The 23042-nt window shown below is 66.3% G+C and carries 24 protein-coding genes and 1 tRNA gene; 12 read left to right on the forward strand and 13 right to left on the reverse strand.

The features are described 5' to 3' along the window. The first annotated feature begins 124 nt into the window (after positions 1–124). Entirely contained in the window at positions 125–418 is a 294-nt protein-coding gene (locus tag C1930_RS09010; RefSeq protein ID WP_108771536.1) for a hypothetical protein, read from the forward strand. A 138-nt stretch (positions 419–556) separates the two neighbouring features. Here the strand turns inward: C1930_RS09010 and C1930_RS09015 are convergent, their stop codons facing one another. Further along, complete coding sequence (locus C1930_RS09015; protein ID WP_108756029.1) at positions 557–1630, reverse strand: MBL fold metallo-hydrolase; 1074 nt, start codon at positions 1628–1630, stop codon at positions 557–559. 103 nt (positions 1631–1733) lie between these two features. Here C1930_RS09015 and C1930_RS09020 point away from each other — a divergent pair, with 103 nt between their 5' ends. Continuing rightward, the gene (locus tag C1930_RS09020; protein WP_108761857.1) at positions 1734–2345 is read left to right on the forward strand and encodes a TetR/AcrR family transcriptional regulator; all 612 of its coding nucleotides are present in this window, start codon (positions 1734–1736) and stop codon (positions 2343–2345) included. A gap of 110 nt (positions 2346–2455) precedes the next feature. Then, entirely contained in the window at positions 2456–3475 is a 1020-nt protein-coding gene (locus C1930_RS09025) for an aminoglycoside phosphotransferase family protein (RefSeq protein ID WP_108771537.1), read from the forward strand. 153 nt (positions 3476–3628) lie between these two features. Here C1930_RS09025 and C1930_RS09030 read toward each other — a convergent pair whose 3' ends face one another. The 7 genes from C1930_RS09030 to C1930_RS09060 form a co-directional block, all read right to left on the reverse strand. Beyond that, complete coding sequence (locus C1930_RS09030) at positions 3629–4492, reverse strand: DMT family transporter (RefSeq protein ID WP_108772571.1); 864 nt, start codon at positions 4490–4492, stop codon at positions 3629–3631. A gap of 32 nt (positions 4493–4524) precedes the next feature. Further along, complete coding sequence (murB, locus tag C1930_RS09035; protein ID WP_108756031.1) at positions 4525–5574, reverse strand: UDP-N-acetylmuramate dehydrogenase; 1050 nt, start codon at positions 5572–5574, stop codon at positions 4525–4527. Next, positions 5571–6626 carry a quinone-dependent dihydroorotate dehydrogenase gene (locus tag C1930_RS09040; protein WP_108756032.1) on the reverse strand — a complete coding sequence of 352 codons (1056 nt, stop codon included), beginning with the start codon at positions 6624–6626 and terminating at the stop codon, positions 5571–5573. Before C1930_RS09040 ends, murB begins: the two co-directional genes overlap by 4 nt. Before the next feature lie 9 nt (positions 6627–6635). Then, a complete protein-coding gene (locus C1930_RS09045) occupies positions 6636–7406 on the reverse strand; it encodes a class I SAM-dependent methyltransferase (protein WP_108771538.1) in 771 nt (256 codons plus the stop codon). Between the two features lie 5 nt (positions 7407–7411). Beyond that, positions 7412–7696, reverse strand: coding sequence for a DUF4190 domain-containing protein (locus C1930_RS09050; protein WP_108752923.1), 285 nt, complete (start codon positions 7694–7696; stop codon positions 7412–7414). Between the two features lie 155 nt (positions 7697–7851). After that, positions 7852–8691, reverse strand: a complete 840-nt coding sequence (locus tag C1930_RS09055) for an SDR family oxidoreductase (protein WP_108771539.1) — start codon at positions 8689–8691, stop codon at positions 7852–7854. Then, positions 8691–10223 (reverse strand): aldehyde dehydrogenase family protein, encoded by a 1533-nt coding sequence (locus tag C1930_RS09060; protein ID WP_108771540.1) that lies wholly within the window; start codon positions 10221–10223, stop codon positions 8691–8693. Before C1930_RS09060 ends, C1930_RS09055 begins: the two co-directional genes overlap by 1 nt. 210 nt (positions 10224–10433) lie before the next feature. Here C1930_RS09060 and C1930_RS09065 point away from each other — a divergent pair. Continuing rightward, positions 10434–10510, forward strand: a tRNA-Arg gene (locus C1930_RS09065). A 132-nt stretch (positions 10511–10642) separates the two neighbouring features. After that, on the forward strand, positions 10643–10792 hold the full coding sequence (locus tag C1930_RS09070; RefSeq protein WP_234412756.1) for a hypothetical protein: 150 nt from the start codon (positions 10643–10645) through the stop codon (positions 10790–10792). 206 nt (positions 10793–10998) lie between these two features. Here the strand turns inward: C1930_RS09070 and C1930_RS20215 are convergent, their stop codons facing one another. Together C1930_RS20215 and C1930_RS09080 are read right to left on the reverse strand one after the other, a co-directional pair. Continuing rightward, a complete protein-coding gene (locus C1930_RS20215; protein ID WP_159093577.1) occupies positions 10999–11298 on the reverse strand; it encodes a hypothetical protein in 300 nt (99 codons plus the stop codon). A 243-nt stretch (positions 11299–11541) separates the two neighbouring features. Beyond that, positions 11542–11829 carry a hypothetical protein gene (locus tag C1930_RS09080; RefSeq protein ID WP_108756037.1) on the reverse strand — a complete coding sequence of 96 codons (288 nt, stop codon included), beginning with the start codon at positions 11827–11829 and terminating at the stop codon, positions 11542–11544. Between the two features lie 148 nt (positions 11830–11977). Between C1930_RS09080 and C1930_RS20220 the strand changes: the two genes are divergently transcribed. Further along, a complete protein-coding gene (locus C1930_RS20220) occupies positions 11978–12202 on the forward strand; it encodes a hypothetical protein (protein ID WP_159093578.1) in 225 nt (74 codons plus the stop codon). A gap of 996 nt (positions 12203–13198) precedes the next feature. Here C1930_RS20220 and C1930_RS09105 read toward each other — a convergent pair. Then, positions 13199–13801, reverse strand: coding sequence for a hypothetical protein (locus C1930_RS09105; protein ID WP_108771541.1), 603 nt, complete (start codon positions 13799–13801; stop codon positions 13199–13201). Between the two features lie 382 nt (positions 13802–14183). Between C1930_RS09105 and C1930_RS09110 the strand changes: the two genes are divergently transcribed. Continuing rightward, positions 14184–14873, forward strand: coding sequence for a MarC family protein (locus C1930_RS09110; RefSeq protein ID WP_108752928.1), 690 nt, complete (start codon positions 14184–14186; stop codon positions 14871–14873). A gap of 309 nt (positions 14874–15182) precedes the next feature. Here C1930_RS09110 and C1930_RS09120 read toward each other — a convergent pair whose 3' ends face one another. Both C1930_RS09120 and C1930_RS09125 read right to left on the reverse strand, forming a co-directional pair. Beyond that, positions 15183–15542: a response regulator gene (locus tag C1930_RS09120; protein ID WP_108749445.1), complete on the reverse strand. Its 360-nt coding sequence runs from the start codon at positions 15540–15542 to the stop codon at positions 15183–15185. After that, entirely contained in the window at positions 15532–16692 is a 1161-nt protein-coding gene (locus C1930_RS09125) for an ATP-binding protein (protein WP_234412757.1), read from the reverse strand. The genes C1930_RS09120 and C1930_RS09125 overlap by 11 nt, the downstream gene beginning before the upstream one ends. A gap of 149 nt (positions 16693–16841) precedes the next feature. On the opposite strand from C1930_RS09125, the gene C1930_RS09130 reads away from it, so the two are divergent. The 5 genes from C1930_RS09130 to C1930_RS09150 all read left to right on the forward strand — a co-directional run bounded on the left by C1930_RS09130 (position 16842) and on the right by C1930_RS09150 (position 22984). Further along, positions 16842–19952 (forward strand): response regulator, encoded by a 3111-nt coding sequence (locus tag C1930_RS09130; protein ID WP_108771544.1) that lies wholly within the window; start codon positions 16842–16844, stop codon positions 19950–19952. Further along, on the forward strand, positions 19949–20773 hold the full coding sequence (locus tag C1930_RS09135; RefSeq protein WP_108752931.1) for a CheR family methyltransferase: 825 nt from the start codon (positions 19949–19951) through the stop codon (positions 20771–20773). Before C1930_RS09130 ends, C1930_RS09135 begins: the two co-directional genes overlap by 4 nt. Further along, positions 20773–21345 carry a chemotaxis protein CheB gene (locus C1930_RS09140; protein ID WP_108771545.1) on the forward strand — a complete coding sequence of 191 codons (573 nt, stop codon included), beginning with the start codon at positions 20773–20775 and terminating at the stop codon, positions 21343–21345. The genes C1930_RS09135 and C1930_RS09140 overlap by 1 nt, the downstream gene beginning before the upstream one ends. Continuing rightward, positions 21342–22481 carry a hybrid sensor histidine kinase/response regulator gene (locus tag C1930_RS09145; RefSeq protein ID WP_108756045.1) on the forward strand — a complete coding sequence of 380 codons (1140 nt, stop codon included), beginning with the start codon at positions 21342–21344 and terminating at the stop codon, positions 22479–22481. The genes C1930_RS09140 and C1930_RS09145 overlap by 4 nt, the downstream gene beginning before the upstream one ends. Positions 22482–22564: 83 nt before the next feature. Further along, the gene (locus tag C1930_RS09150; protein ID WP_108752934.1) at positions 22565–22984 is read left to right on the forward strand and encodes a BLUF domain-containing protein; all 420 of its coding nucleotides are present in this window, start codon (positions 22565–22567) and stop codon (positions 22982–22984) included. The last annotated feature ends 58 nt before the right edge of the window (positions 22985–23042 follow it).

Consider the following 23042-nt stretch of genomic DNA (forward strand, 5'->3'; position numbering starts at 1 on the left):
GCGGGTCAGGGTAGGGACGGCGTGCCAACCCGGGTTGGCGTTTATCCGAGTGACGCGTGTGCCTCTGGAGCGCTGCCAAGGAATGCATGTGTAATGACGGATACCTGTGGCAAGAGCTGCGCCCATGACCGGATTCACGTTCACGCTGACCTACCGATTGCCCGGTGCCCGCTTATGCGCAGGCGCTCTGGAACTGCGCTTTGCGGAAGCGGGTTGCGACGATGCGCTGTTGGGGATTGGGCGGCCAGGCCGGTTTGCGCTTGAGTTCTGCAGACAGGCCGCCAACGTTCAGGACGCTGTTTCATCGGCGCTTGCCGATGTACGCCGAGCCGTGCCTGTGGCCCAGTTGATCGATGTCAGCCCTGAACTGGCGGGGCTGAGCGAAGTTGCTGCGTTGTTGCCGCGGCGGCGCAGGTGAACGTGGGCATGGAGTCGCAACGCCTGCGGTAGCGGCGAGCTTGCTCGAGGAGGCGTGCCAACCAAGGTTGGCACCTACCGGGGTGGGGCGGCGGCGGTAGAAGGCGTGCCAACCAAGGTTGGCACCTACCGGCTGGGGTTATCGGGGGGATTCCCACCAGCGGGTGCCGGGCGTGGGGGCCTGCATGTCCAGGGCTTCGCCCATGATCGGGGTGGCGACCGGGACGTTGTGGGCAGCGGCCAGGGCGGTGATGCGTTCGAACGGTTGCTGCCAGTCGTGCAGGGCCAGGTCGAAGGTGCCGTTGTGGATCGGCAGCAGCCACTTGCCGCGCAGATCCAGGTGCGCCTGAAGGGTCTGTTCGGGCTGCATGTGTACGAAGGCCCAGCGTTCGTCGTAGGCGCCGGTTTCGATCATGGTCAGATCGAACGGGCCGTACTTTTCACCAATGGCCTTGAAGCCATCGAAGTAGCCGGTATCGCCGCTGAAGAAAATGCGGAAGTCGTCATCCTGGATGACCCACGACGCCCACAGGCTGCGGTCGCTGTCGCCCAGGCCACGACCGGAAAAATGCTGGCCCGGGGTGGCGGTCAGGCGCAGGCCGCCAGCGGTGGTGCTCTGCCACCAGTCCAGCTGTTCCACCTTGGCTGCATCGATGCCCCAGGCGATCAACTGGTCGCCCACGCCCAGCGGCGCGATGAAGCGCGTGGTCTTGCCAGCCAGCGCCAGCACGGCGGCATGGTCGAGGTGGTCGTAGTGGTTGTGCGACAGGATGACGCCGGCGATGGGCGGCAGTTCGTCGATGCTGATGGGCGGTGCGTGGAAGCGTGCCGGACCCATCCATTGCACCGGCGAGGCGCGTTCGGAGAACACCGGGTCGGTCAGCCAGTACTGGCCGCGCAGCTTCAGCAGCAGGGTGGAATGGCCCAGGCGGAACAGGCTGCGATCGGGCGCGGCGTCCAGCGTGGCGCGGTCCAGCGGCTGCACCGGAATGGGCTGCGTGGGCACGGTGCCCTTGGGCTTGTTGAACAGGAAGGTCCACCAGATTTCCAGGCCGTCGCGCAGGCCCATGGCCGGCTTGGGCACGACGTTGCGGAACTTGCCGTCGCGGTACTGCGGCGAGTCGGGGAAGTCGGGCAGGGACCAGGATTTGCAGAACGTATAAGCGGTCACGGCAAGGGTTCCAAGCAGGAGGACAAGGAGCAGGCGCTTCATCGGGGACGTCCGCTGGGTACACTGCGCAGTGTAGTTTCCGATTTCAGGAAAGTACACTGGCCGGTGTAAAATGTCGGCGTCCGTTCAGAATCTCGGTAATCCCATGTCCCGTGCCCCGCAACGCCTGACCGATCGCAAACGCGAAGCCATCGTGCGCGCGGCGGTGGAAGAGTTCCGCGCGGCGGGCTACGAGGCGACCAGCATGGACCGCATCGCGGCGGCGGCCGGCGTTTCCAAGCGCACGGTCTACAACCATTTCCCCAGCAAGGAAGAGTTGTTCGCGCTGATCCTGGAAGAGCTGTGGGAAAGCAGCGTGGCCAGCGTGGACGTTCCCTATCGCGCCGACCAGCCGCTGCAGGCGCAGTTGCTGCAGTTGCTGGCGAAGAAACTGGAGTTGCTGGGCGACCCCAACTTCATTGATCTGGCGCGGGTGGCGATGGCCGAGATCATCCATTCGCCCGAACGCGCGCAGGCCATCGTCTGCCGCATGGGTGAAAAAGAGGGCGGGGTGAGTGCGTGGGTGCGCGCTGCGGTGGCCGATGGTCGCTTGCGCGAGGTCGATCCGGAATTCGCCGACCAGCAGTTGCAGGGCCTGGTGAAGGGCTTTGCGTTCTGGCCGCAGGTAACGCTGGGGCAGCCGCCGCTGGCCGCAGCCGAGCGTACGCGGGTGGCCGAATCGGCCGTGGCGATGTTCCTGGGGCACTACGCAAAGTGACCTGACGCTGCGCTGTTTTGTCGCAGCTGGCCAAAGATGTGACCGGTTTGCCTGCGCGCTGTAAAGCGTGTCTGCGATAGTGGGCGTGCCCTCTACGCAGTCTGGTGTTCATGTCACTTGCAACGGCGCCGCAGATCGGGGAAGTCCTGCAGCAGTCCTATGGCATCACGCCCACGGCGGTGGTGTCGCGCGCGGTAGGCGCCGATGCCCATGCGGCGGTGTACCGCATTGATGCGCGCAATGCGCAGTGGTGGCTGAAGTGCCGCCGTTACCAGGTGAACCCGGCAGTGTGGGACAGCCTGCACTGGTTGCGCGGCACGCTGGGCATCGAGGAGATCGTGGCGCCGTGGCCCACGCTGGCCGGTGCCGCGTCGGCACAGCGCTGGGGCCTGCAGTTCACGCTGTTTCCCTATATTGAAGGGCAATCCGGCTTCGAGGCGCCGCTGAGTTCGGCGCAGTGGCAGCAGTTGGGCCGCGTGCTGCGTTGCCTGCACCAGGCGCGCCTGCCGGAAGCGATGGCGAGCGCGCTGCCGCAGGTTGCGCTGGATACCGACGCGCTGCTGACGGTGGGGCAGTGGCTGCAGCAGCCCGGTGCGCTGCCGACGGCCACGGACCGTTGGGGCGAGGCGTTCCTGGCGCTGTGGCAGCAACAGCGTGCGCGCATTGCGCAGCTGCATGCACGCGCCGAGGAACTTCAGCATGGCCTGCAACACCAGCGTGCAGAACTGCGGGTGTGCCATACCGATCTGCATGCCGGCAATCTGTTGATGGATACGGGTGGCCGGCTGCATCTGATCGACTGGGATGGCCTGGCGCTGGCCCCGCGCGAACGCGACCTGATGTTCGTGGGCGGCGCGGTGGGCGGTCGCTGGGGGCGCGAGCGCCCGCAGGGATTCGTGGAAGGCTATGGCGAAGACCTGGGCGATGCGCGATGGATTGCCTGGTACCGGCATGTGCGCGTGCTGCAGGATCTGATCGAGTTCCAGCAGATGTTGTTGGGGGCGCAGGCGCAGGGACGTGCGGTGCAGCAGCGGCGGCAGGCGCTGCATTTCCTGGGCGAGCAGTTTGCGCCGGGGAATGTGGTGGATGCGGCCGAGCGCGCGTACCGGGTGGCGTGCACGGCGGCGTAGAGTCGAGCTTGCTCGACTGCCGGTGTTTGTAGAGTCGAGCTTGCTCGACTGCTTTCAGCGATTCAGTCGAGCGTGGCTCGACTCTACAAAGAGCAGTCGAGCAAGCTCGACTCTACGAAAGGCAGGAGCAAGAGCAGTCGAGCAAGCTCGACTCTACGGGGCAGGCGCGCGCGCGCGGCGGGCCAGTACGGCTTCGCGGTGGGCGATGTAGGCGTTGGCGGCCAGGATGATGCCGGCGCCGATCAGGGTCCAGCGGTCGATGGTTTCGCCAAACAGCAGCCAGCCACACAGGGTCACCAAGGGCAGCTGCAGGAAGCTGATCGGGGTCAGTGCAGACACTTCGCCCAAGCGTAGCGCGCGGGTCCACAGCAGCTGGCCCACGGTGCCCATCACGCCGGTGGCCACCAGCCACACCCAGGCCATGTCGGTGGGCCATACCCACACGAACAGCGCCGGTACCAGCGACAGCGGCACCCAGAACACGTAGGTGTAGAGCACCACCGTATCGGCGCTGTCCACGCGGGTGAGCTGCTTGATCTGGATCGCCACCAGCGAGCTGAGCAGGGCGGCGGCCACGGCCACCAGGCTGCCTGCGGAAAAGCCGGCGGTGCCGGGCCGCACGATCACCAGCACGCCGATGAAGCCGATCACCACCGCCGCCCAGCGGCGCACGCGCACGATCTCGCCCAGCCACAGCACGGCGGCAATGGTGACGAACAGCGGCGTGGAATAGGACAGCGATACCGCCTGCGCCAGCGGCAGGTGGCCCAGCGCCCAGAACGCGCACAGCATCGAGGCCAGGCCGATGGCACTGCGCACGAAGTAGCGCGGCAGCTGCTGGGTCTTCAACGGCGCACGGCCCGGGCGCAGCAGCATGGGTAGCAGCGCCAGCAGGCCGAAGGCATTACGGAAGAAGGCGACTTCCTGGGTGGGCACGTAGCGGGTGGCGTAGCGGATCGCCACCGCCATCAGCCCGAACGCCAGGGTGCTGCCCAGCATCAGCAGTGCCGCCCGCAATGGGGCGGCGGCCGGGCCCTGCACGGCGGTGTTCACCACTGGGCGCCGAGCAGGCGCGGTTCCGGTTCAATGGGCACGCCGAACTTTTCCAGCACCGAGGCGGAAATGCGCCGGGCAAGAGCCAGCAGTTCGGCGCCGCTGGCATTGCCGTGGTTCACCAGCACCAGTGCGTGGCTGGCGGCCACGCCGGCATCGCCTTCGCGGAAGCCCTTCCAGCCGCAGGCGTCGATCATCCATGCCGCCGACACCTTGCGCTGGTCCTCGCGCTCGGCCGGGAACACCGGAAGCTCGGGGAAGTGCTGCAGCAGCACCTCGGTCTGTTCCAGCGGCAGCACCGGGTTCTTGAAGAAACTGCCGGCATTGCCCAGCACATCGGGGTCGGGCAGCTTGCGGCGGCGGATGGCGATGACCGCGTTGGCCACGTCCACCGCGCTGGGCAGTTCCACGCCCTGTGCCTGCAGTTCCTCGCGGATGCCGGCGTAATCCATGCGCAGATCGTGCAGCAGCGGCAGCTTCAGTTCGATGGCGGTGATCAGGTAGCGATCGGCCTGCTGCTTGAACACGCTGTCGCGGTAGCCGAAGCCGCACTGTTCGTTGTCCAGCCGCACCCACGCCTGGTCCTGGCAATCCCAGGCTTCCACGGCCTGGATGAATTCGCCCACCTGCGCGCCGTAGGCACCGATGTTCTGGATCGGGGCGGCACCGGCGGTGCCGGGAATCAGCGCCAGGTTTTCCAGCCCGGACAGGCCATTCTGCAGCGACCACATCACCAGGCCGTGCCAGGGCACACCGGCACCGGCGCGGATGACCGCGTGGTCGGCGCGGTGTTCCAGGAAGCTGATATCGCGGTTGCCGAACACCAGCACGGTGCCGGGCAGGTCGTCGGCGATCAGCACGTTGCTGCCGCTGCCCAGCACCAGCAGCGGGCCGCCGGCAACGCTGGGCAGGGCCAGCACGTCGGGCAGCAGGGCCGGGTCGTGCAGTTCCAGCAGCTGTGCTGCCGTGGCCTGCACATGGAAGGTATTCAGCGCCTGCAGCGGCGCGTTTTCGGTCAGGGTCCAGCGCAAGGGGGCGGTGCTCACAGCGGTGCCACCGCGCCACGGCTGGGCGCCTCGCGGCGGCGACGGATCGCTTCCACGCAGTCGACCACCAGCGCAGGGCCCTTGTAGATCAGGCCGCTGTAGCACTGCACCAGCGACGCACCGGCGGCCATCTTGGCCACCGCATCGGCCCCGGACAGGATGCCGCCCACGCCGACCAGCGGAATGGATTCGGGCAGGCGCGCGCGCAGGCGGCGCAGCACCAGGGTGGACTGGTCCAGCACCGGCGCACCGGACAGGCCGCCAGCCTCGTTGGCCAGCGGATCGCCGGCCACGCGGCTGCGGTCGATGGTGGTGTTGGTGGCGATCACCCCGTCCACCTGCAGCTCGCCCAGCACGCGTGCGGCGGCATCGATGTCGCGCTCGCTCAGGTCCGGTGCCACCTTCACCAGCATCGGCACGCGGCGGCCATGCTGCGCGGCCAGCGCTTCCTGGCGGTCGCGCAGCTGTGCCACCAGCTGGCGCAGCGCGGTTTCTTCCTGCAGCTCGCGCAGCCCGGCGGTGTTGGGCGACGAGATGTTCACCGTGATGTAGTCGGCCAGCGGATACACCTTGTCCAGGCAGGCGATGTAATCGTCCACGGCCTGTTCGTTGGGGGTGTCCTTGTTCTTGCCGATGTTGATGCCGAGCAGGCCGCGGCGGTCACGCGCGCGTTCCACGTTGCGCACAAGCGCGTCCACGCCGGCATTGTTGAAGCCCATGCGGTTGATGATGGCGCTGTGGGCGGGCAGGCGGAACAGGCGCGGCTTCGGATTGCCTTCCTGCGGGCGCGGGGTGATGGTGCCGATTTCCACGAAGCCAAAACCGAGCGCGAACAGCGCATCGATGTGCTCGCCGTTCTTGTCCAGGCCGGCGGCCAGGCCGACCGGATTGGGGAAGGTCAGCCCGAACACCGTGCTGGGCATCGGCGCGATGCGTGCGGCCAGCAGCGGCGTGGTGCCGGTGCGGTAGGCCAGGTCCAGGGCGGACAGGCCGAGGCCGTGGGCGCGCTCGGCGTCGAGCGAGAACAGGAAGGGGCGGGCAAGCGAATACATGCGGTGGTTTCAGTCCAGCGTGCCGAGGAAGGCTCGGGTTTGATATTCAAAGGCGACCTGGCCGTCCACGGCGTGGGCGGCGAACAGGTCCTGCAAGGCGGCCAGCATGGCATCGTGGCGCGGGTGCCCGGCCTGCGGCGCATACGAGGACGACAGCAGGCGGCCGCGCAGGGCGTCCAGGTCCAGGTGCTGCACGTTGGGCAACTGCACCCAGCCGCGCAGGCCGGGGCCGAACCAGGCCTGCATGGTGGCATCGTCCTGGTAGCGCTCGGCCACGGCCGTGTAGTCGGTGCCGAAGTCCAGCAGCAGTTGCTCGTAGCCGACCAGGAACGGGCTGGCGTCGAGCAGGCGCGAGTTCCAGTACACCAGGGCCAGGCCGCCGGGGCGCAGGATGCGCTGCCACTCGGCGCGCACGGCCACGGTGTCGAACCAGTGGAATGCCTGGGCGGCAGACACCAGATCCACGCTGGCATCAGCCAGGCCGGTGGCTTCGGCACGGCCATCGACGGCGCGGAACTGCGGGTACTGCGGCGCCAGCCATTGTTCGGCGGCGGCGCGCATGGCGGCATTGGGTTCCACCGCCACCAGAGGATGGCCGGCGGCCAGGAACTGGCGGCTGGAAATGCCGGTGCCGGCGCCGATGTCGGCCACCAGGGCCGCGGTGGGCACGCCCATCGGGCCATGCAGCCAGTCGATCAGGGCGGCGGGGTAGTCGGGCCGGTAGCGCACGTAGTCGGCCACCCGGCTGCTGAAGCGTTCGGTGCTGTCAGAAGCGGTCATGGCGGTCAGTTCGACATGGCGGCCAGCCAGGCCAGGCCGCCGAAGAAAGCGATGAAGGCCAGGATGCCCAGCAGCACCATGCCCACGTTCAACCAGCCCAGGATCAGCCCGGTCAGGGCCAGGCCATCGCCTTCCAGATCGGTGGGGCGGCGGCGGATTTCGGCGCGGGCCATGTGCCCGGTGATGATGGCCACGATGCTGGCCACGAACGGCAGTACGGTCCAGCCTGCAATGCCCAGCACCAGGCTGAGCACGGCCACGGTGCTGGTCTGTCGGGGTGCCACGCTCATCGGGGTCCTCCTTGGCAGTGTGCACATGATAGTGCCTGCGGGTGGCCAAGCCCAAGGGCGGCAGGGAACGCTCTGGTAGGCGTCGACCTTGGTCGACGCGGATCGCCAACCCGGGGCGGGACTGCCAACCAAGTTGGCAGCTACCGGGGCCTAGATCAGCCCATCAACACCTGGCCGCCATCGACGTTGAGCACGTGGCCGGTGATCCAGCGTGCCAGCGGCGAGCACAGGAACAGGGCGGCGTTGGCGATTTCCTGCGGGTGGCCGAAGCGGCCGAACGGGATCTTCGCCAGGGTGCCGTGGTACAGCGCGGGGTCTTCCACGCGGCGGCGATCCCACAGGCCGTCGGCGAATTCGATCGAGCCGGGGGCGATGGCATTTACGCGAATGCGGTGCGGGGCCAGCGCAAGGGCCTGCGAGGTGGTGTAGTGCGAAAGCGCGGCCTTGGCCGCGGCATACGGCGCGCCACCCGGGCGCGGTTGCTGCGCGGCAATGGACGACAGGTTCAGGATGCACGCATCTGTCGAGGCGCGCAGCCACGGTTGGGCCAGTCGCGAGGCACGCACCGCGGCCATCAGGTCGATCTGCAGGCTGGCTGCCCAGCCGTCTTCATCGTCGGCCATGCCGTAGCCGGTGGCGTTGTTCACCAGCACGTCGATGCCGCCCAGTGCCTCGGCGGCGCCGTGCAGCCAGGCGTCGATCTGGCCCAGATCGGCCAGATCGACGGAGGTGGTGTGCAGCGGTGTGCCTCGGGCCTGGGCGTCGGCCTGCAGCGCGTCCAGGGCGGCCTGGCCACGCGCGCAGACCGATACCTGGGCACCAGCGCCGGCAAACGCCAGCGCCAGTTCACGGCCAATGCCCTTGCTGCCGCCGGCGATCAGCACCCGGCGGCCACTGAAGTCGAGGGTCGGAGCCCCTGCGGGGATCCGACCCTGGGCAGGGGTCAGATCCCCGGAGGGGCTCTGACCCGCAGGCATCGCCAACGCGTTGGCCATCACAGGTCGAACTTGATGCCCTGGGCCAGCGGCAGCGAATCGGAGTAGTTGATGGTGTTGGTCTGGCGGCGCATGTAGACCTTCCACGCATCCGAACCGGATTCGCGACCACCGCCGGTGTCCTTTTCGCCGCCGAAGGCGCCGCCGATTTCAGCACCGGACGTGCCGATGTTGATGTTGGCGATGCCGCAGTCGCTGCCGGCGGCCGACAGGAACTTCTCGGCGGTCTTCAGGTTGGCGGTGAAGATGGACGAGGACAGGCCCTGCGGCACGCCGTTCTGCATGTCGATGGCTTCATCGATGTTGTCGTACGGCATGACATACAGGATGGGCGCGAAGGTTTCGTGCTGCACCACCGCGTCGCTGTTCTTCAGGCCCGAGACGATGGCAGGCAGCACGAAGTTGCCGGCGCGGTCGATGCGGGTGCCACCGGTTTCGATGGTGCCGCCGGCGGCCTTGGCCTGGGCGATGGCATCCAGGAACTGCTGCACGGCGCCTTCGCTGTTCAGCGGGCCCATCAGGTTGGAGGCATCGGTCGGGTCGCCGATCTTGCCTTCCACCTGCTTGTAGGCCTTCACCAGCGTGGCCAGCACATCGGCGTAGATCGAGCGGTGCACGATCAGGCGGCGGGTGGTGGTGCAGCGCTGGCCGGCGGTACCGACCGCACCGAACACGATGCCCGGCACGGCCAGCTTCAGATCGGCGGTTTCGTCCAGGATGATGGCGTTGTTGCCGCCTAGTTCCAGCAGGCAGCGGCCGAGGCGGCGGGCCACCTTTTCATTCACGGTGCGGCCGACCTGGGTGGAGCCGGTGAAGCTGATCAGCGGCACGCGGCGGTCGTCCACCAGGGTTTCGGACAGGGCGGTGCCGGCGTCGTTGACCAGGAAGAAGATGTCCGGGAAACCGGCTTCGCGCAGCGCTTCGTTACAGATGCGCATGGAGGCGATGGCGGTCAGCGGGGTCTTGTTGGACGGCTTCCAGATGCAGATATCACCGCAGATGGCGGCCAGGAAGGCGTTCCAGCTCCACACCGCCACCGGGAAGTTGAAGGCCGAGATGATGCCGACCAGGCCCAGCGGGTGGTACTGCTCGTACATGCGGTGGCCGGGGCGCTCGGAATGCATGGTGTAGCCGTACAGCATGCGGCTCTGGCCCACGGCGAAATCGGCGATGTCGATCATCTCCTGCACTTCGCCGTCGCCTTCGGGCTTGCTCTTGCCCATTTCCAGCGCGACCAGCGAACCCAGCGCGTCCTTGTGCTTGCGCAGCGCTTCGCCGCACAGGCGCACGGCCTCGCCACGGCGCGGGGCCGGGGTGGTGCGCCAGACCTTGAAGGCTTCCTGCGCACGGGCGATGACGATTTCGTATTCGGATTCGGTGGTGGCGCGCACCTGCGCGATGGCCTCGCCGGTGGTCGGGTTCACCGGGGTGATCAGCTCACCGCCATTGGCGTTGGACCATTCCCCGTTGCCCAGGTAGGTGCCGGCGTTGATCGCGTCCAGGCCAAGGGATTTGAGCAGCTCGGAAGACATGCAGACTCCTGTATTTCGTTACGTTGTTGGCGCCGCCGCGGGCAGGTGGGGGATGCAGCGGACTGAACCGCCGATGGTAGCAGAGCCGCCCGGATGCCCATGGTGCGGCGCGCCAGCGGGCTGGGAGTTGGGGGACGGGCTGGGGGCCGGGCAGGGGAAACATGAATGCTTGGAGGGCAGGGGGCTTGCCTGTAAACTTGACGGCTGCATGGCCCCGTAGCTCAGCTGGATAGAGCGTCCCCCTCCTAAGGGGAAGGTCGCCCGTTCGAATCGGGCCGGGGTCACCACGGATCAACGACGTACGTTCATGGCCGATCATCGTCCAAGTCAGGGGAAGGGGCATGAGGACGGAGGGCTACCGTCGAACGCTGCATGGCGTGATAGATGGCCATCACTTCCAGATAACGGTGACCAGCGAAATGGCTGACCTGTTCAATTTCCTGGCCACTGTTGATGGTGCAGGGGTGAACGTGCCGCAGCAGGGCGCTATTCGCAGCAAAGGTGACGCCATGCAGCTTGCGCTTGCCGCTATCGAGCGACACATCGAGGAGTTGGGTCGGCGAGTGTAAGCCTTGTTACGCGGCCGTTACGGCCCTGCTCATCCCCGTTGACGGGGAAGAAGGAGTCGTCGGGGCCATCCGGCATCGTGCCTGGGATCGGATGACTGGTTGAATGCAGACGCGTCGGCAAGCACCTTGGAAGGCTGCTGCCCGGTCGCAAGGGGGGGCTTTTTGGCACCAAGCCTGTGAAGCCCTCGGCGGCGCTGATCTCCGATCTACGGCCTGTACGGGTCGTCCGGGTCGATGCCGGTCATCCAAAGAAGGCGGTCGCGTCGGACCTGCTCAGCCCATTTTTCCCGAAGTACATCCATGGGAACAACACCCATAGCGCCGCAGGCGGGGCAGATCAGATCTATGCCGGTGGCGCCCCGAGCGAAGCCGTGGCCTTCCGACAGGCGATCCACGTGATCGCAGGCCGAGCATTTGCAGAAGATGGCTTCAATACCATCCAAGTTTGGATTGTTCCGCAATGTTGAGCGGATCCGGATGATACGGAAAGAGCCGAAGGCGGGCATGTGTCTAGCCGGTATGGGGCTGGACACGGGCACGAAGGTCGTCGTACCGGAGAAGAGCCAAGAGTCCGCAGTGTCTCACGTAGGCGTGAACGCATCATAAAGACCGCGCTGGCAGGCTGCGAATCCATGTTATCGAGGCAAGCACGCCGCGCCGGATACCAACGAGGCCGAACGTTGGCCAGAGTGCGGACCTGGGTGAATGTCTTGGAGGGCGAACAGCCCGCCGGCTGTAGCCTTCCGTACCTACAGCGGTGACACCGAGATCAGTTTCCAGCAGCCTTCGGCAATCTCTTCCGCACCAGGATCTCCTCGAAGGCTGGGCCGGTGTTGCAGGCGCTCCCTGAGGTCGAGCAGCCACGCGGGTCTGGAGCCGTGCGGGTTCCTGATGTAGATGTCGCAGGCCAACCGAACAATCGGCGCGACTTCGTGGCGAAAATTGAGCGCAGGGAGCGCGCCGGCATTGAAGGCGAGTTCCCAGTGGCTTAGTTCTCGGCTGATGTCGACATAGTCTTTGTCTCTACGGCTTTCCATGGCAGCTCTCCTTCAGGAGCTTGGACTCTACTCGCTCGGTTGTTGTGCTGTTTGCGCCCTTGTTCATAAAGGGGCTGCCGCTACACGCTGGCCCAACACGCCAAGGAGGACTGTAGATGGGCGGCATTGGGCCGTGCTGGAGTAAATAATGACCAACGTCAAGCAAAGTCAAGGCAGTCGCCCCGCTGAAGGTGGCGAGGTGGAGCGCGCTGCCCAGCAGGGGCAGGGCCAAGCAGATGGTGAAGGACTCGGCGGCGGTTCCGATGGAAAGGAAGGGAAGGATCCCCAGAAGCAGCAGCAAAGCAGCCAGGAAGGTGGGCAACAGGGAGACGTCAAAGATAAACAGGGCGGGCAGCAGAACGCTCGCCATTGAAACGCGGCAAGAAGCCGTACACCACGCGGCTTTCTGCTCATCAGCCGGAAGCAGGAAACATGGCCCTTCACGAGCAGACGGTGAGCCTTATGGCCAAGATCATGTATCAGTCCAGGCCATCCAGTACGACCACAATGGGTTCGTGTAGCACCTGTCGTTGCCCCAGTCCAGGCGGAATGGAGTGTGCGCGCTGCCTCACCGATGAGCTGGGAAGAGTAATTGAGAATCATGGGGCCGCAATTCGTTGGCTTGATTCTTTCCTGAAAGTGCAGCAGGACGAGGCGCAAGTGCTTCTATGCGCCTCCCGTGTCATTCGTGGCCGCCCTGGCTGAGCAGTCGACGGGGTTCAGATACGGGTATGCCGCTCTTCATCAACATCTATGACAGAAATGGACTGGGCCTTCGGCTTCCCGAGGGTTGGTGGATCGACTTGTCCAGCAAGCCTCCGGCGTTGGTGCGGCGATCAACCCGCATCGACTTGCCGATGTCCTGTGCCGATGAGCACCCACGGCTGGATCCGGGCGTCCTGCAGGATCTCTGTCGCCGCATTGAAGGTGCGCAATGGCTGACCTAGAGAAGTACGACCCTGTGAACGTGCGTTGGCTCAGCTTCCGTTTGAAGAACGGTCAGTCAATAGGTCCAGGGAAGCTGAAGGCTATCTGGTCTGATGCTTCTGAGACCAATAATTGCAGCGTGCGCAGGGAGCAGGGTCCGGACGGTCACGTCGTCTACGCGCTGTACGCGTCGCGCGGTCTTCAAATGCCACGGCGTGCAGAGATACGGCTTCGGGGGATGTTGGAGAATGCGGGGTACGCCTTCACGATGGGGGCGATAGCGGGCCGACATCCAGTGGGAGGCTAGCCGCCATCCGGGCCAATGCGATGCTGGCACCGTGGTCGGCGCTGACGGTGACCATGCCAGGGGGATGGGGCGAATGAAGGCGTGGAACAGGGGGAGCCAGCGTGCTTTCAGCATTCCAGCGAGGGGGCGGCTGCGTCACTTACCTTGTGGCGGCAAGGTGAACGGGAAGGTGTGATCGCAGACAACCCCTTGCGCTGCTCTCGGTCGTGGCGACGCAGCTGGCCCGGATTCGGGAGCGGATGCGCGCTGTCTCTGGCAGCGTGCGGATTGCCGTGTGAGCCGTATGATCCGTTCCGCTTGAGTACCGGCCAGACTGGGCAGGACGATCTCGCCGGCCACCGCTGCTCCAATAATCATTGCGAGGGTCAGTTCGGGCGTGGCGGTAATGTTGAGCTGGAACATCAATCCCGCCGATGTGGCACCCACTATGGCGATGAACATCATCCAGACCATTGCTTTGGCGACCACCACCATTGGCTTGTTTGCCAGCAGGCCTGACTTCGATGGGGGCTGTGTGATCTGGATGCGATGCGTCAGATCGATGGCCTGCAGATAGCGGCAGGTCTCTGACGTCTGGCCAGTTACCCAGGCAATGATTTCGTGGGCACCCAAGCAGAAAACAAAGCCTATGATGTAGCCGGCGACCCAATAGGTGAGGGCGCTGTTGAACGGGAAGAACACTTCAACAAGAGCGGCGACGCAGCACATTAGCGCCACTGCCAACGCCAGCACTGCCAAGGAATTGCGCCATGCCCGTGCGAATGGTTGTGGTGTAGCCTGCCGACTGGGGCTTGAGTTGGGCCGGGCAACGCCGACGTCCCTTCTGCTCAACGTCATCTCAACTCCTTGGTGTCGCGTCGCCTGTCCGTACTCACCCGGTTAGCGGCCGCTGCGCCCGAACCTGAAGCGCCTGACCCGTCTCCACGCCCACTGCACACGGCGTCCAGCACGCTGCGGTCATCCCTTCCACGCAAGGATTTCCGCCATGAATACCCCCGGTACGCCCAAGCCCACCTGGAGACAGCGCCACGGCCTGTGGCTGGTGCTGGTCGTGGTGCTGATCATCTTCGGCGTCACGCTGTTCCTGCGCTGGTAACCGCCCAGCCCCACGGAGGCGCCCGTGCAGTTGCCCACCCTGCTTGTGACCCTGGCCGGTGAACTGATCCTGGTGCCGGTCACCCTGCTGCCGATCATCAATCCGCTCAGCACGGCGTCGATCTTCGTTTCCACGGTGGGCAACCGCCGCGCCATGGCCAAGAAGCTGGCGCGGCAGATTGCGGTGAACAGTTTCGTGGTGATCGTGCTGGCGATGCTGGTCGGCACCTATGTGCTGTCGTTGTTCGGCATTTCCCTGCCGGTGGTGCGTATCGGTGGCGGCTTGCTGGTGGCTGCCGCCGGTTGGCGCATGCTGGGTGCGCGTACTGACGACCCGCCCAGCCCGGCGCAGGAGCAGGCCGAGGCGATTGCCGATGCGCAACTGGAAGGCAAGAGTTTCTTTCCGCTGACGTTCCCGTTGACCACCGGGCCGGGAACCATTGCCGCGTGCATCACCCTGGGCACGCACGTGGAATCGGTGACGCCGCTGCACCTGCTGTCGGGTGTGATCGTGGCGGTGGGTGGGGCGCTGCTTGTGGTGGGCGTGATCTATCTGATCCTGCGCAATTCCATTTTTCTGGTTACGCGGCTGGGCCCGACTGGTGCGGTGGTGATGCAGCAGCTGGTGGCGTTCGTGCTGCTGTGCATTGGCATACAGCTGATGTGGACGGGGTGGGTGGACCTCAATCACGAGACGTTTGCCGGCGCGGCGTAGCGTCGAGCTTGCTCGACGGAGGTTGCCCGGATTGTCGGCCGCACCCCGGAGCCACGCGAGGCGCTTTTGTAGCGTCGAGCTTGCTCGACGGATGGGGCAGGAGCAGTCGAGCAAGCTCGACTCTACGAAAGGCAAGGGGCAGGAGCAGTCGAGCAAGCTCGACTCTACGAAAGGCAAGGTGCAGGAGCAGTCGAGCAAGCTCGACTCTACGAAAGGCAAGGGGCAGGAGCAGTCGAGCAAGCTCGACTCTACGAAAGGCAAGGGGCAGGAGCAGTCGAGCGAGCTCGACTCTACCGGGGCGGTGCGGGATCAGTGCTGCTGCAGCAGTTCGACCAGCTGGCGCAGGCGGTAGGGCTTGGGCAGGAATTCGACCTGGTCGGGCAGCGGCGGCAGCTGCGAGCGCGCGTAGCCGGAGGACAGGATCATGCGCGCGTGCGGCTGGTCGCGGGCCACGTGCTCGCTCAGTTCAATGCCCGACATGCCGTTGGGCATGCTGATATCGCTGAACACCACGTCGAAGCGGGTGCCGCTCTGCAGCAACGCCACCGCTTCGTGACCGTCGGCCGTGGTTTCCACGTCGATGCCGAAATCGCGCAGGGCCAGGCCGATCATTTCGCGCAGATCGGTCTGGTCCTCCACCATCAATACGCGGATCGGGTCATCGGTCATGGGTGGAGTCCTCTATTGCAGGAAGCAGCAGGCTGACTGTCGTGCCAACACCGGGGGTGGTGGCCACGTCGACGAAACCGCCGCTCTGGGTGGTGAAACCGAACACCTGGCTCAGGCCCAGGCCGCTGCCTTTGCCAATGTCCTTGGTGGTGAAGAAGGGCTCGCTGGCGCGCTCGGCGATCTCCGGCGCCATGCCATGGCCCTCGTCGTGGACACGCAGGGTAACGTATGCGCGCTCCACGTGCCCGTCGGCATCGGGGTCCAGGCGCCGTTCCAGCGCGGTGGCCACCCGCACCCGGCCCCCGGGCGGGGTGGCTTCGGCGGCGTTGGCCACCAGGTTGGCCAGCGCGGTTTCCAGCTGCGCCCGGTCCAGGCACACCGGCGGCAGGTCCAGGGTCATCGAGGTGTCCAGGCCGATGCCGGGCGGGCAGCTGCGCTGCAGGGCGTCCAATTGACCGCCGATCAAGGCATTGATGTCCACCCGGTCGCGCACCAGCGTCTGCCCGGAACTGAACGCCAGCAGCTGGCGGGTCAGCCGGGCACCACGGTCGGTGGCCGCCTGGGCGCTGGCCAGCAGCTCCTGCGCGCGTGGGTCCTGGCCGACGCGCAGCGAGACCAGGTCGATGGCGTTGCCGATGGTGGTCAGCAGGTTGTTGAATTCATGCGACAAACCGCGGCTGAGCCGGCCCACGGTCTCGAACTGCTGGGTCTGGCGCAGCGCGCGCTGGGCATCGCGCAGCAGGCGCTGTGCCTGCCAGCTTTCGGTGATGTCGCGGGTGATCTTGACGAAGCCCAGCAGCTGGCCCTGTTCGACCACCGGTTCGATCACGATGCTGGCGCGGAACGAAGAACCGTCCCTGCGCAGCCGCCAGCCCTCGCTGGCATGGTGCCCATCGCGTGCGGCCAGCTGCAGCAGGCGCTGCGGTTCACCGGCGTCGCGGTCCTTGGCCAGGTAGAAGCGGCCGAAATGGGTGCCCACCACTTCCTCGGCCAGGAACCCCTTGATGCGCTGCGCGCCCGGGTTCCAGCTGCAGATGATGCCATCGGGATCGAGCAGGTACAGCGCATGGTCATGCACGCTGTCAATCAGCAATCGCAATTGTCGTGAGGGATCCGTCAGTGCGGAATCCGTGAATGCGGCAGCGACCACGTCAATAGAAAAAGCCCCTGTAAGGGCGCAGACCCTAGGCAGCGCAGCGTGAAGGATATGTGCAGGCGCGGCGTGTGCCATTCGTCGTATGCGGCTGAATGCGACACGGGGTATCCTCATCCCCCTTTTGCCGACTGGAAACCACCTGCATGCGTCCTGGTGCAACCACGCGTGACCGCTGGGTCTGGACGGCTTCCGCCGTGCTGCTTGCGGCAACTGCCGCCCTGGAACTGGTGGTGCCGCTGGGCTACGCGGTCTGGCTGGCCTACTTCATGGCCGTGGGCGTGACCGTGTTCCAGCGCAGTGCGCGGGTGCCGTTCATGGTGGCGGTGATCGCCTGCGGGCTGCTGGCCATCGGCTACAACGTGGCGCCGGCCAGCAGCAACTCGGCATTTTCGTTCGTGAACCGCAGCATTGGCGGTGTGGCCTTCCTGATGATCGCGCTGATCGTGTCGCGCGCCATCGAGGCCCGGCGCCAGGCCATGCGCGCGCTGTGGCTGCAGGAAGCCGAGAATGCAGTGGCCCTGAGCCTGCGCGGGGACCTGGGCCCGGAACAGATCGCCGAGGCCGCCATGTCCAGCCTGGCCGTGCAGCTGCAGGCCCAGGTGGGCGCGCTGTACCGCCTTGAAGGCGGCCGCCTGCTGTTGACCGGCGGGGTTGCACTGCCCACCGGCATTGCCAGCGCCGTGGGGCTGCAGGAAGGCCTGCTCGGCCAGGTGGCCCGCGATGGCCGGGTGCTGCACCTCAGTGGTGGCGATGCGCAGGCGCTGGAGCTGCAGTCCAGCCTGGGCCGCATTGCCGTGCGCGAGCGCATCCTGGCGCCGATCAGCAGCGATGGCAGCCTGGTGGGCGTGATCGAACTGGGCCGCGCCAGCCCGGGCCAGCAGGCCGCGCTGGATACCGAGCTGCTGCAGCGCTGTGGCGAAACCATCGGCATGGCACTGCGCGCCTCGCTGCTGCGTGCACAGCTGGTGGTGCTGCTGGAGGAATCGCAGCGCCAGGGCGAGGAACTGCAGGCGCAGCAGGAAGAACTGCGCGTGGCCAACGAAGAGCTGGAAGAGCAGAGCCGCAGCCTGATGCAGTCGCAGGGCCACCTGGAGCAGCAGCAGGCCGAGCTGGAACAGAGCAACGTGCAGCTGGAAGAGCGCACCCACGAACTGGAAGCGCAGAAGCAGGCGCTGCTGGTCGCGCAGGGGCAGCTGGTGCGCAACAGCAACGAGCTGGCCGCCACTTCGCGCTACAAGTCCGAATTCCTGGCCAACATGTCGCACGAGCTGCGCACGCCGCTGAACAGCTCGCTGATCCTGGCCAAGCTGCTGGCCGACAACAAGGACGGCACGCTGACCGAGGAGCAGGTGAAGTACGCGCGCGCCATCCTGTCGTCCAACAACGATCTGCTGGCGCTGATCAACGACATCCTGGATCTGTCGCGCATCGAAGCCGGCCATGTCGAACTGGCCGACGAAGTGGTGGTGGTGGACAGCGTGCTGCAGCGCCTGCGCGAAACCTTCGAACCGATGGCGCGGCAGAAGGGCTTGGCCCTGCAGATCGAAGCCGATGCGCTGGCACCGACCCAGCTGGTGGCCGACAGCCAGCGCCTGCAGCAGATCCTGAAGAATCTGCTGGCCAATGCGCTGAAGTTCACCGAGCACGGCAAGGTCAGCCTGCATGTGCGCGCCGGCGGCAATGGCCGGGTGCGTTTCGAAGTGGCCGACAGTGGCATCGGCATTGCCCGCGACCAGCTGCAGGCCATCTTCGAGGCCTTCCGCCAGGCCGATGGCAGCACCCGCCGCCGCTACGGTGGCACCGGCCTGGGCCTGTCGATCTCGCGAGACCTGGCCGAACGCATGGGCGGCGATATCCAGGTGGACAGCGAACCCGGGCGCGGCAGCTGCTTCATCCTGGAGCTGCCGCTGCAGGGCGCCCCGGCCGTGGCCGAATCGGTACCGCACGCGCCGGCTGAAGTTGCCCCCATTGCTGCAGCGCCGGCCGCGGTGCAGGCGCCCGCGCCGCAGCTGGGGGTTGCCCATGGCGCTGCCGCGCCGGTGCGCACCGTGGCCGATGATCGTGGCCACCGCCGCCATGGCGGCCGCCTGATCCTGGCCGTGGAAGACGATGCCACCTTCGCCGAAGCGCTGGTGGTGCTGGCCCACGAACTGGACTTCGACTGCGTGGTGGCCACCACGGCCGAAGAAGCGCTGGCACTGGCCGTCGAGCTGCGCCCCAATGGCATCCTGCTGGACATCGGCCTGCCCGATGTATCCGGCCTGAGCGTGCTGGAACGACTGAAGCGCAATCCCGACACCCGCCATATCCCGGTGCATGTCGTGTCGGCGATGGATCGCAGCCAGGTAGCGCGCGAGCTGGGCGCGATCGGGTTTGCGATCAAGCCGACCACCCGCGAACGCCTGGTGGCCGCCATCGAGCAGCTGGAACAGACCAGCCAGCGCGATGTGCGCCGCCTGCTGATCGTGGAAGACGACAGCGACCTGCGCCACAACCTGGAACTGCTGCTGGGCCGGGACCAGCTGCAGATTGTGGCCGTGGGCACCCAGGCCGAGGCGCTGCAGCAGCTGAGCACGGTCACCTTCGATTGCATGGTGATGGACCTGGCCCTGCCCGACGGCAGCGGCTACGACCTGCTGGAACACATGGCCGGCAACGATGACGTCGGCTTCCCGCCGGTGATCGTCTACACCGGCCGCGCGCTCAGCCGCGAAGACGAACAGCGCCTGCGCCGCTATTCCAAGAGCATCATCATCAAGGGCGCGCGTTCGCCCGAGCGCCTGCTGGATGAAGTGACCCTGTTCCTGCACAGCGTGGAAGCCAGCCTGCCCAGCGACCAGCAGCGCCTGCTGCGCGAGGCACGCCGCCGTGACACCGTGCTGGACGGGCGCACCGTGCTGCTGGCCGAAGACGATGTGCGCAACATCTTCGCCCTGTCCAGCGTGCTGGAGCCGCTGGGTGTGAGCCTGGAAATCGCGCGCAACGGCCAGGAAGCGGTGGACCGCCTGGCCCAGCGCGAGGTCGATCTGGTGCTGATGGACATCATGATGCCGGAGAAGGATGGCCTGACCGCCATGCGCGAAATCCGTGCGCAGCGGCACCTGCAGGACCTGCCGATCATCGCGCTGACCGCCAAGGCCATGCCCGATGATCGCGAGCGCTGCCTGCAGGCCGGCGCGAATGATTACATCGCCAAGCCCATCGACGTGGACAAGCTGGTGTCGCTGTGCCGTGTGTGGTGCTCGCGGCAATGAACGAACAGGCGCTGTTCGACCTGGAACTGAAGGTGCTGCTGGAAGCGTTGTACCAGCGCTACCACTACGACTTCCGCAGCTACGCCATTTCGTCGCTGCGGCGGCGGGTGCGCCAGGCCATGCAGCGCTATGAGTGCGAGCGCCTGGTGGACCTGCAGCACCGCCTGCTGCACGAGCCGGAGCTGTTCGCCCAGGCCATGCAGTTCTTCACCGTGCAGGTCTCGGAAATGTTCCGTGACCCGGCCTATTTCCGCGAACTGCGCGAGCAGGTGGTGCCGGTGCTGCGCACCTGGCCGTCGGTGAAGCTGTGGGTGGCCGGCTGCAGCACGGGCGAGGAAGTGTGGTCGCTGGCGATCCTGCTGCACGAGGAAGGCCTGCTCGATCGCAGCATCGTCTACGCCACCGATATCAACCCGGAGGCACTGGCCACCGCCGAGGCCGGTGCCTATGGCATCGACCGCCTGGCGCAGTTCAGTCGCAACTACCTGGCCGCCGGTGGCACCGGTTCACTGTCTGATTACTACGCCACCGCCTACGATGGCGCGGTGTTTGATCGCCAGCTGCGCCGCAACGTGGTGTTTGCCGACCACAGTCTGGCCACCGACACGGTGTTTTCCGAAGTGCATCTGGTGTCCTGCCGCAACGTGCTGATCTATTTCAACCGCGATCTGCAGGACCGTGCGGTCGGGCTGTTCCGCGAAGCGCTGGTGCACCGGGGCTTCCTGGGCCTGGGCAGCAAGGAATCACTGCAGTTTGGCATCCACCATGGCGCGTTCGAAGTCTGCTCGCGCGAGCACCGCCTGTACCGGAAGGTGGCCTGATGGCCGATCAGCGTCCGGCGCTGGTGGTGGTGGGCGCTTCGGCGGGTGGCGTGGCAGCGTTGCAGCAGCTGCTGGGCGCGCTGCCGGCCAGCCTGCCGGTGCCGGTGCTGGTGGTGCTGCATCTGCCGCGTGACCGCAGCAGCCGCATTGCCGAAGTGCTGGCGCCGTACTGCGTGGTGGCCCTGCGCGAGGCCGAGGACAAGCAGCCGCTGCAGCCGGGTACGGTGACCTTCGCGCCGCCGGACTACCACCTGCTGGTGGAAGACACCCAGGCGGTGGCGCTGTCGATGGATGAGCCGGTGCTGTTTTCGCGGCCGGCCATCGATCCGCTGTTCGAATCCGCCGCGGCGGTGTTCGGTGCGGGTGTGCTGGCGGTACTGCTGACCGGGGCCAGCAGTGATGGCAGCGAAGGCGTGGCCGCAGTGCGCAGTGCCGGTGGCCGCGCCTGGCTGCAATGCCCCGAGGAGGCCGAAGCATCGATGATGCCGGCCTCCGCCCTGCAGCACGCCGGCGCTGACGCCGTGCTGTCCCTTGAAACATTGTGCTGTCGCCTGAAGGAAGTTTTCGCATGAACCTGCTGCCGCCTGAGCCTGCCCCGACGCAGTCCCCGGTCAACCTGCTGATCGTCGATGACGTGCCGCAGAACCTGGTGGCCATGCAGGCGCTGCTGCGCCGCGACGGGGTGAACCTGCTGCTGGCCGGTTCCGGCGCACAGGCGCTGGAGCTGCTGCTGGAGCATGAAGTGGCGCTGGCGCTGCTGGATGTGCACATGCCCGAGATCGACGGCTTCACCCTGGCCGAGCTGATGCGCGGTTCGCAGCGCAGCCGCGATGTGCCGATCATCTTCCTGACCGCCTCGCCCGACGACCCGGTGCGCGCGTTCAAGGGCTATGAAAGCGGCGCGGTGGATTTCCTGCACAAGCCTGTGGCGCCGCAGGTGATCCTGAGCAAGGTGAGCGTGTTCATCGAGCTCTACCAGCAACGCCAGTTGCTGAAGGCCCGCAACGAGGCGCTGGAGCGGGCGCTGAAGCTCAACGAGACCATGGCCGCGGTGTTGACCCACGACCTGCGCACGCCGTTGTCGGCCATCCTGCTGTGCGCCGACAAGCTGAGCCTGGAGCTGCCGGCCGACAACGCGTCGGCGCAGCAGACGCTCAAGCACCTGGAGGCCAGTACGGTGCGCATGGCGCGCATGGTGGAACAGCTGCTGGACTTCTCGCGCATCCGCACCGGCGGCCTGCGCATGGATGCGGCGGCGTGTGACCTGGCCGAGGTGACCCGTGCGGTGTTGGCCGAGGCCGGCAGCGCGCATGGCAGCGCCCGGCTGCAGTTCGAACAGGATGGCGACAGCGGTCTGCAGGGCGACCTGGATCGGCTGGGCCAGATTGCCGCGAACCTGGTCGGCAACGCGCTGACCCATGGCGGTGATTCGGCGGTGCAGGTGCAGGTCGATGGCCGCGATGCGCATACGGTCACCCTGCGTGTGCGCAATGCCGGCCAGATCGATGCGGCGCTGCTGCCGCGACTGTTCGAACCTTTCAAGGCCAGCTTCCACCCCAGCAAGGGCCTGGGGCTGGGCTTGTACATCGCCGACCAGTTCGTGCGCGCGCATCACGGACGATTGACCGCACGCAACGAGGCAGGGCAGGTGGTGTTCGAAGCGATTCTGCCGCGTCGCGTGGATGGACGCGCCATCGCCGCTTCCTGAATTCTTCAGCAAGTTCCGGCGGCGATTGAGACGCATCCGTCCGCAACTGCTACGGTGGGTGTCTCTCTGGTCAAGGACGCCCCATGCCACTGTGCGCCATCGCCTATGTCAGCCAGGCAAAGGCAGATCTTCCGGTTGAACGCATGCACGCGCTGGTGGACGACGCGGCACGCTTCAACAAGATGGCGGGCGTCACCGGCGTGCTGCTCAACGATGGCCAACGCTTCCTGCAGTACATCGAAGGTCCGCCCGATGGCATCGATTCGGTGTACGAACGCATCCTGCGCGCGGGCAGTCACCACGATCTGATGGAGCTGGCGCGCGGGCATCTGGGCCAGCGGCAGTTTCCCTATTGGTCGATGCGCGTGCTGCCGGTCGAGGCTTCGCTGCTGCGGCAGTTGGCCGCCGGTGACTGGTCCGGTTTCGCGCGCACGCTGGCAGGGGATGCCGGCGGCCCGACCGCCATCGATCTGCTGGCGCAGATTGTGCAGCCGTCGCTGTAACACCGGTCCCGGGCGCACCACTTCACCCGCAGGTCACAAGCGCCGCGCTTTCATCGGC

This window comes from Stenotrophomonas sp. SAU14A_NAIMI4_8 (genome assembly GCF_003086695.1).
Taxonomy (GTDB): Bacteria; Pseudomonadota; Gammaproteobacteria; order Xanthomonadales; family Xanthomonadaceae; genus Stenotrophomonas.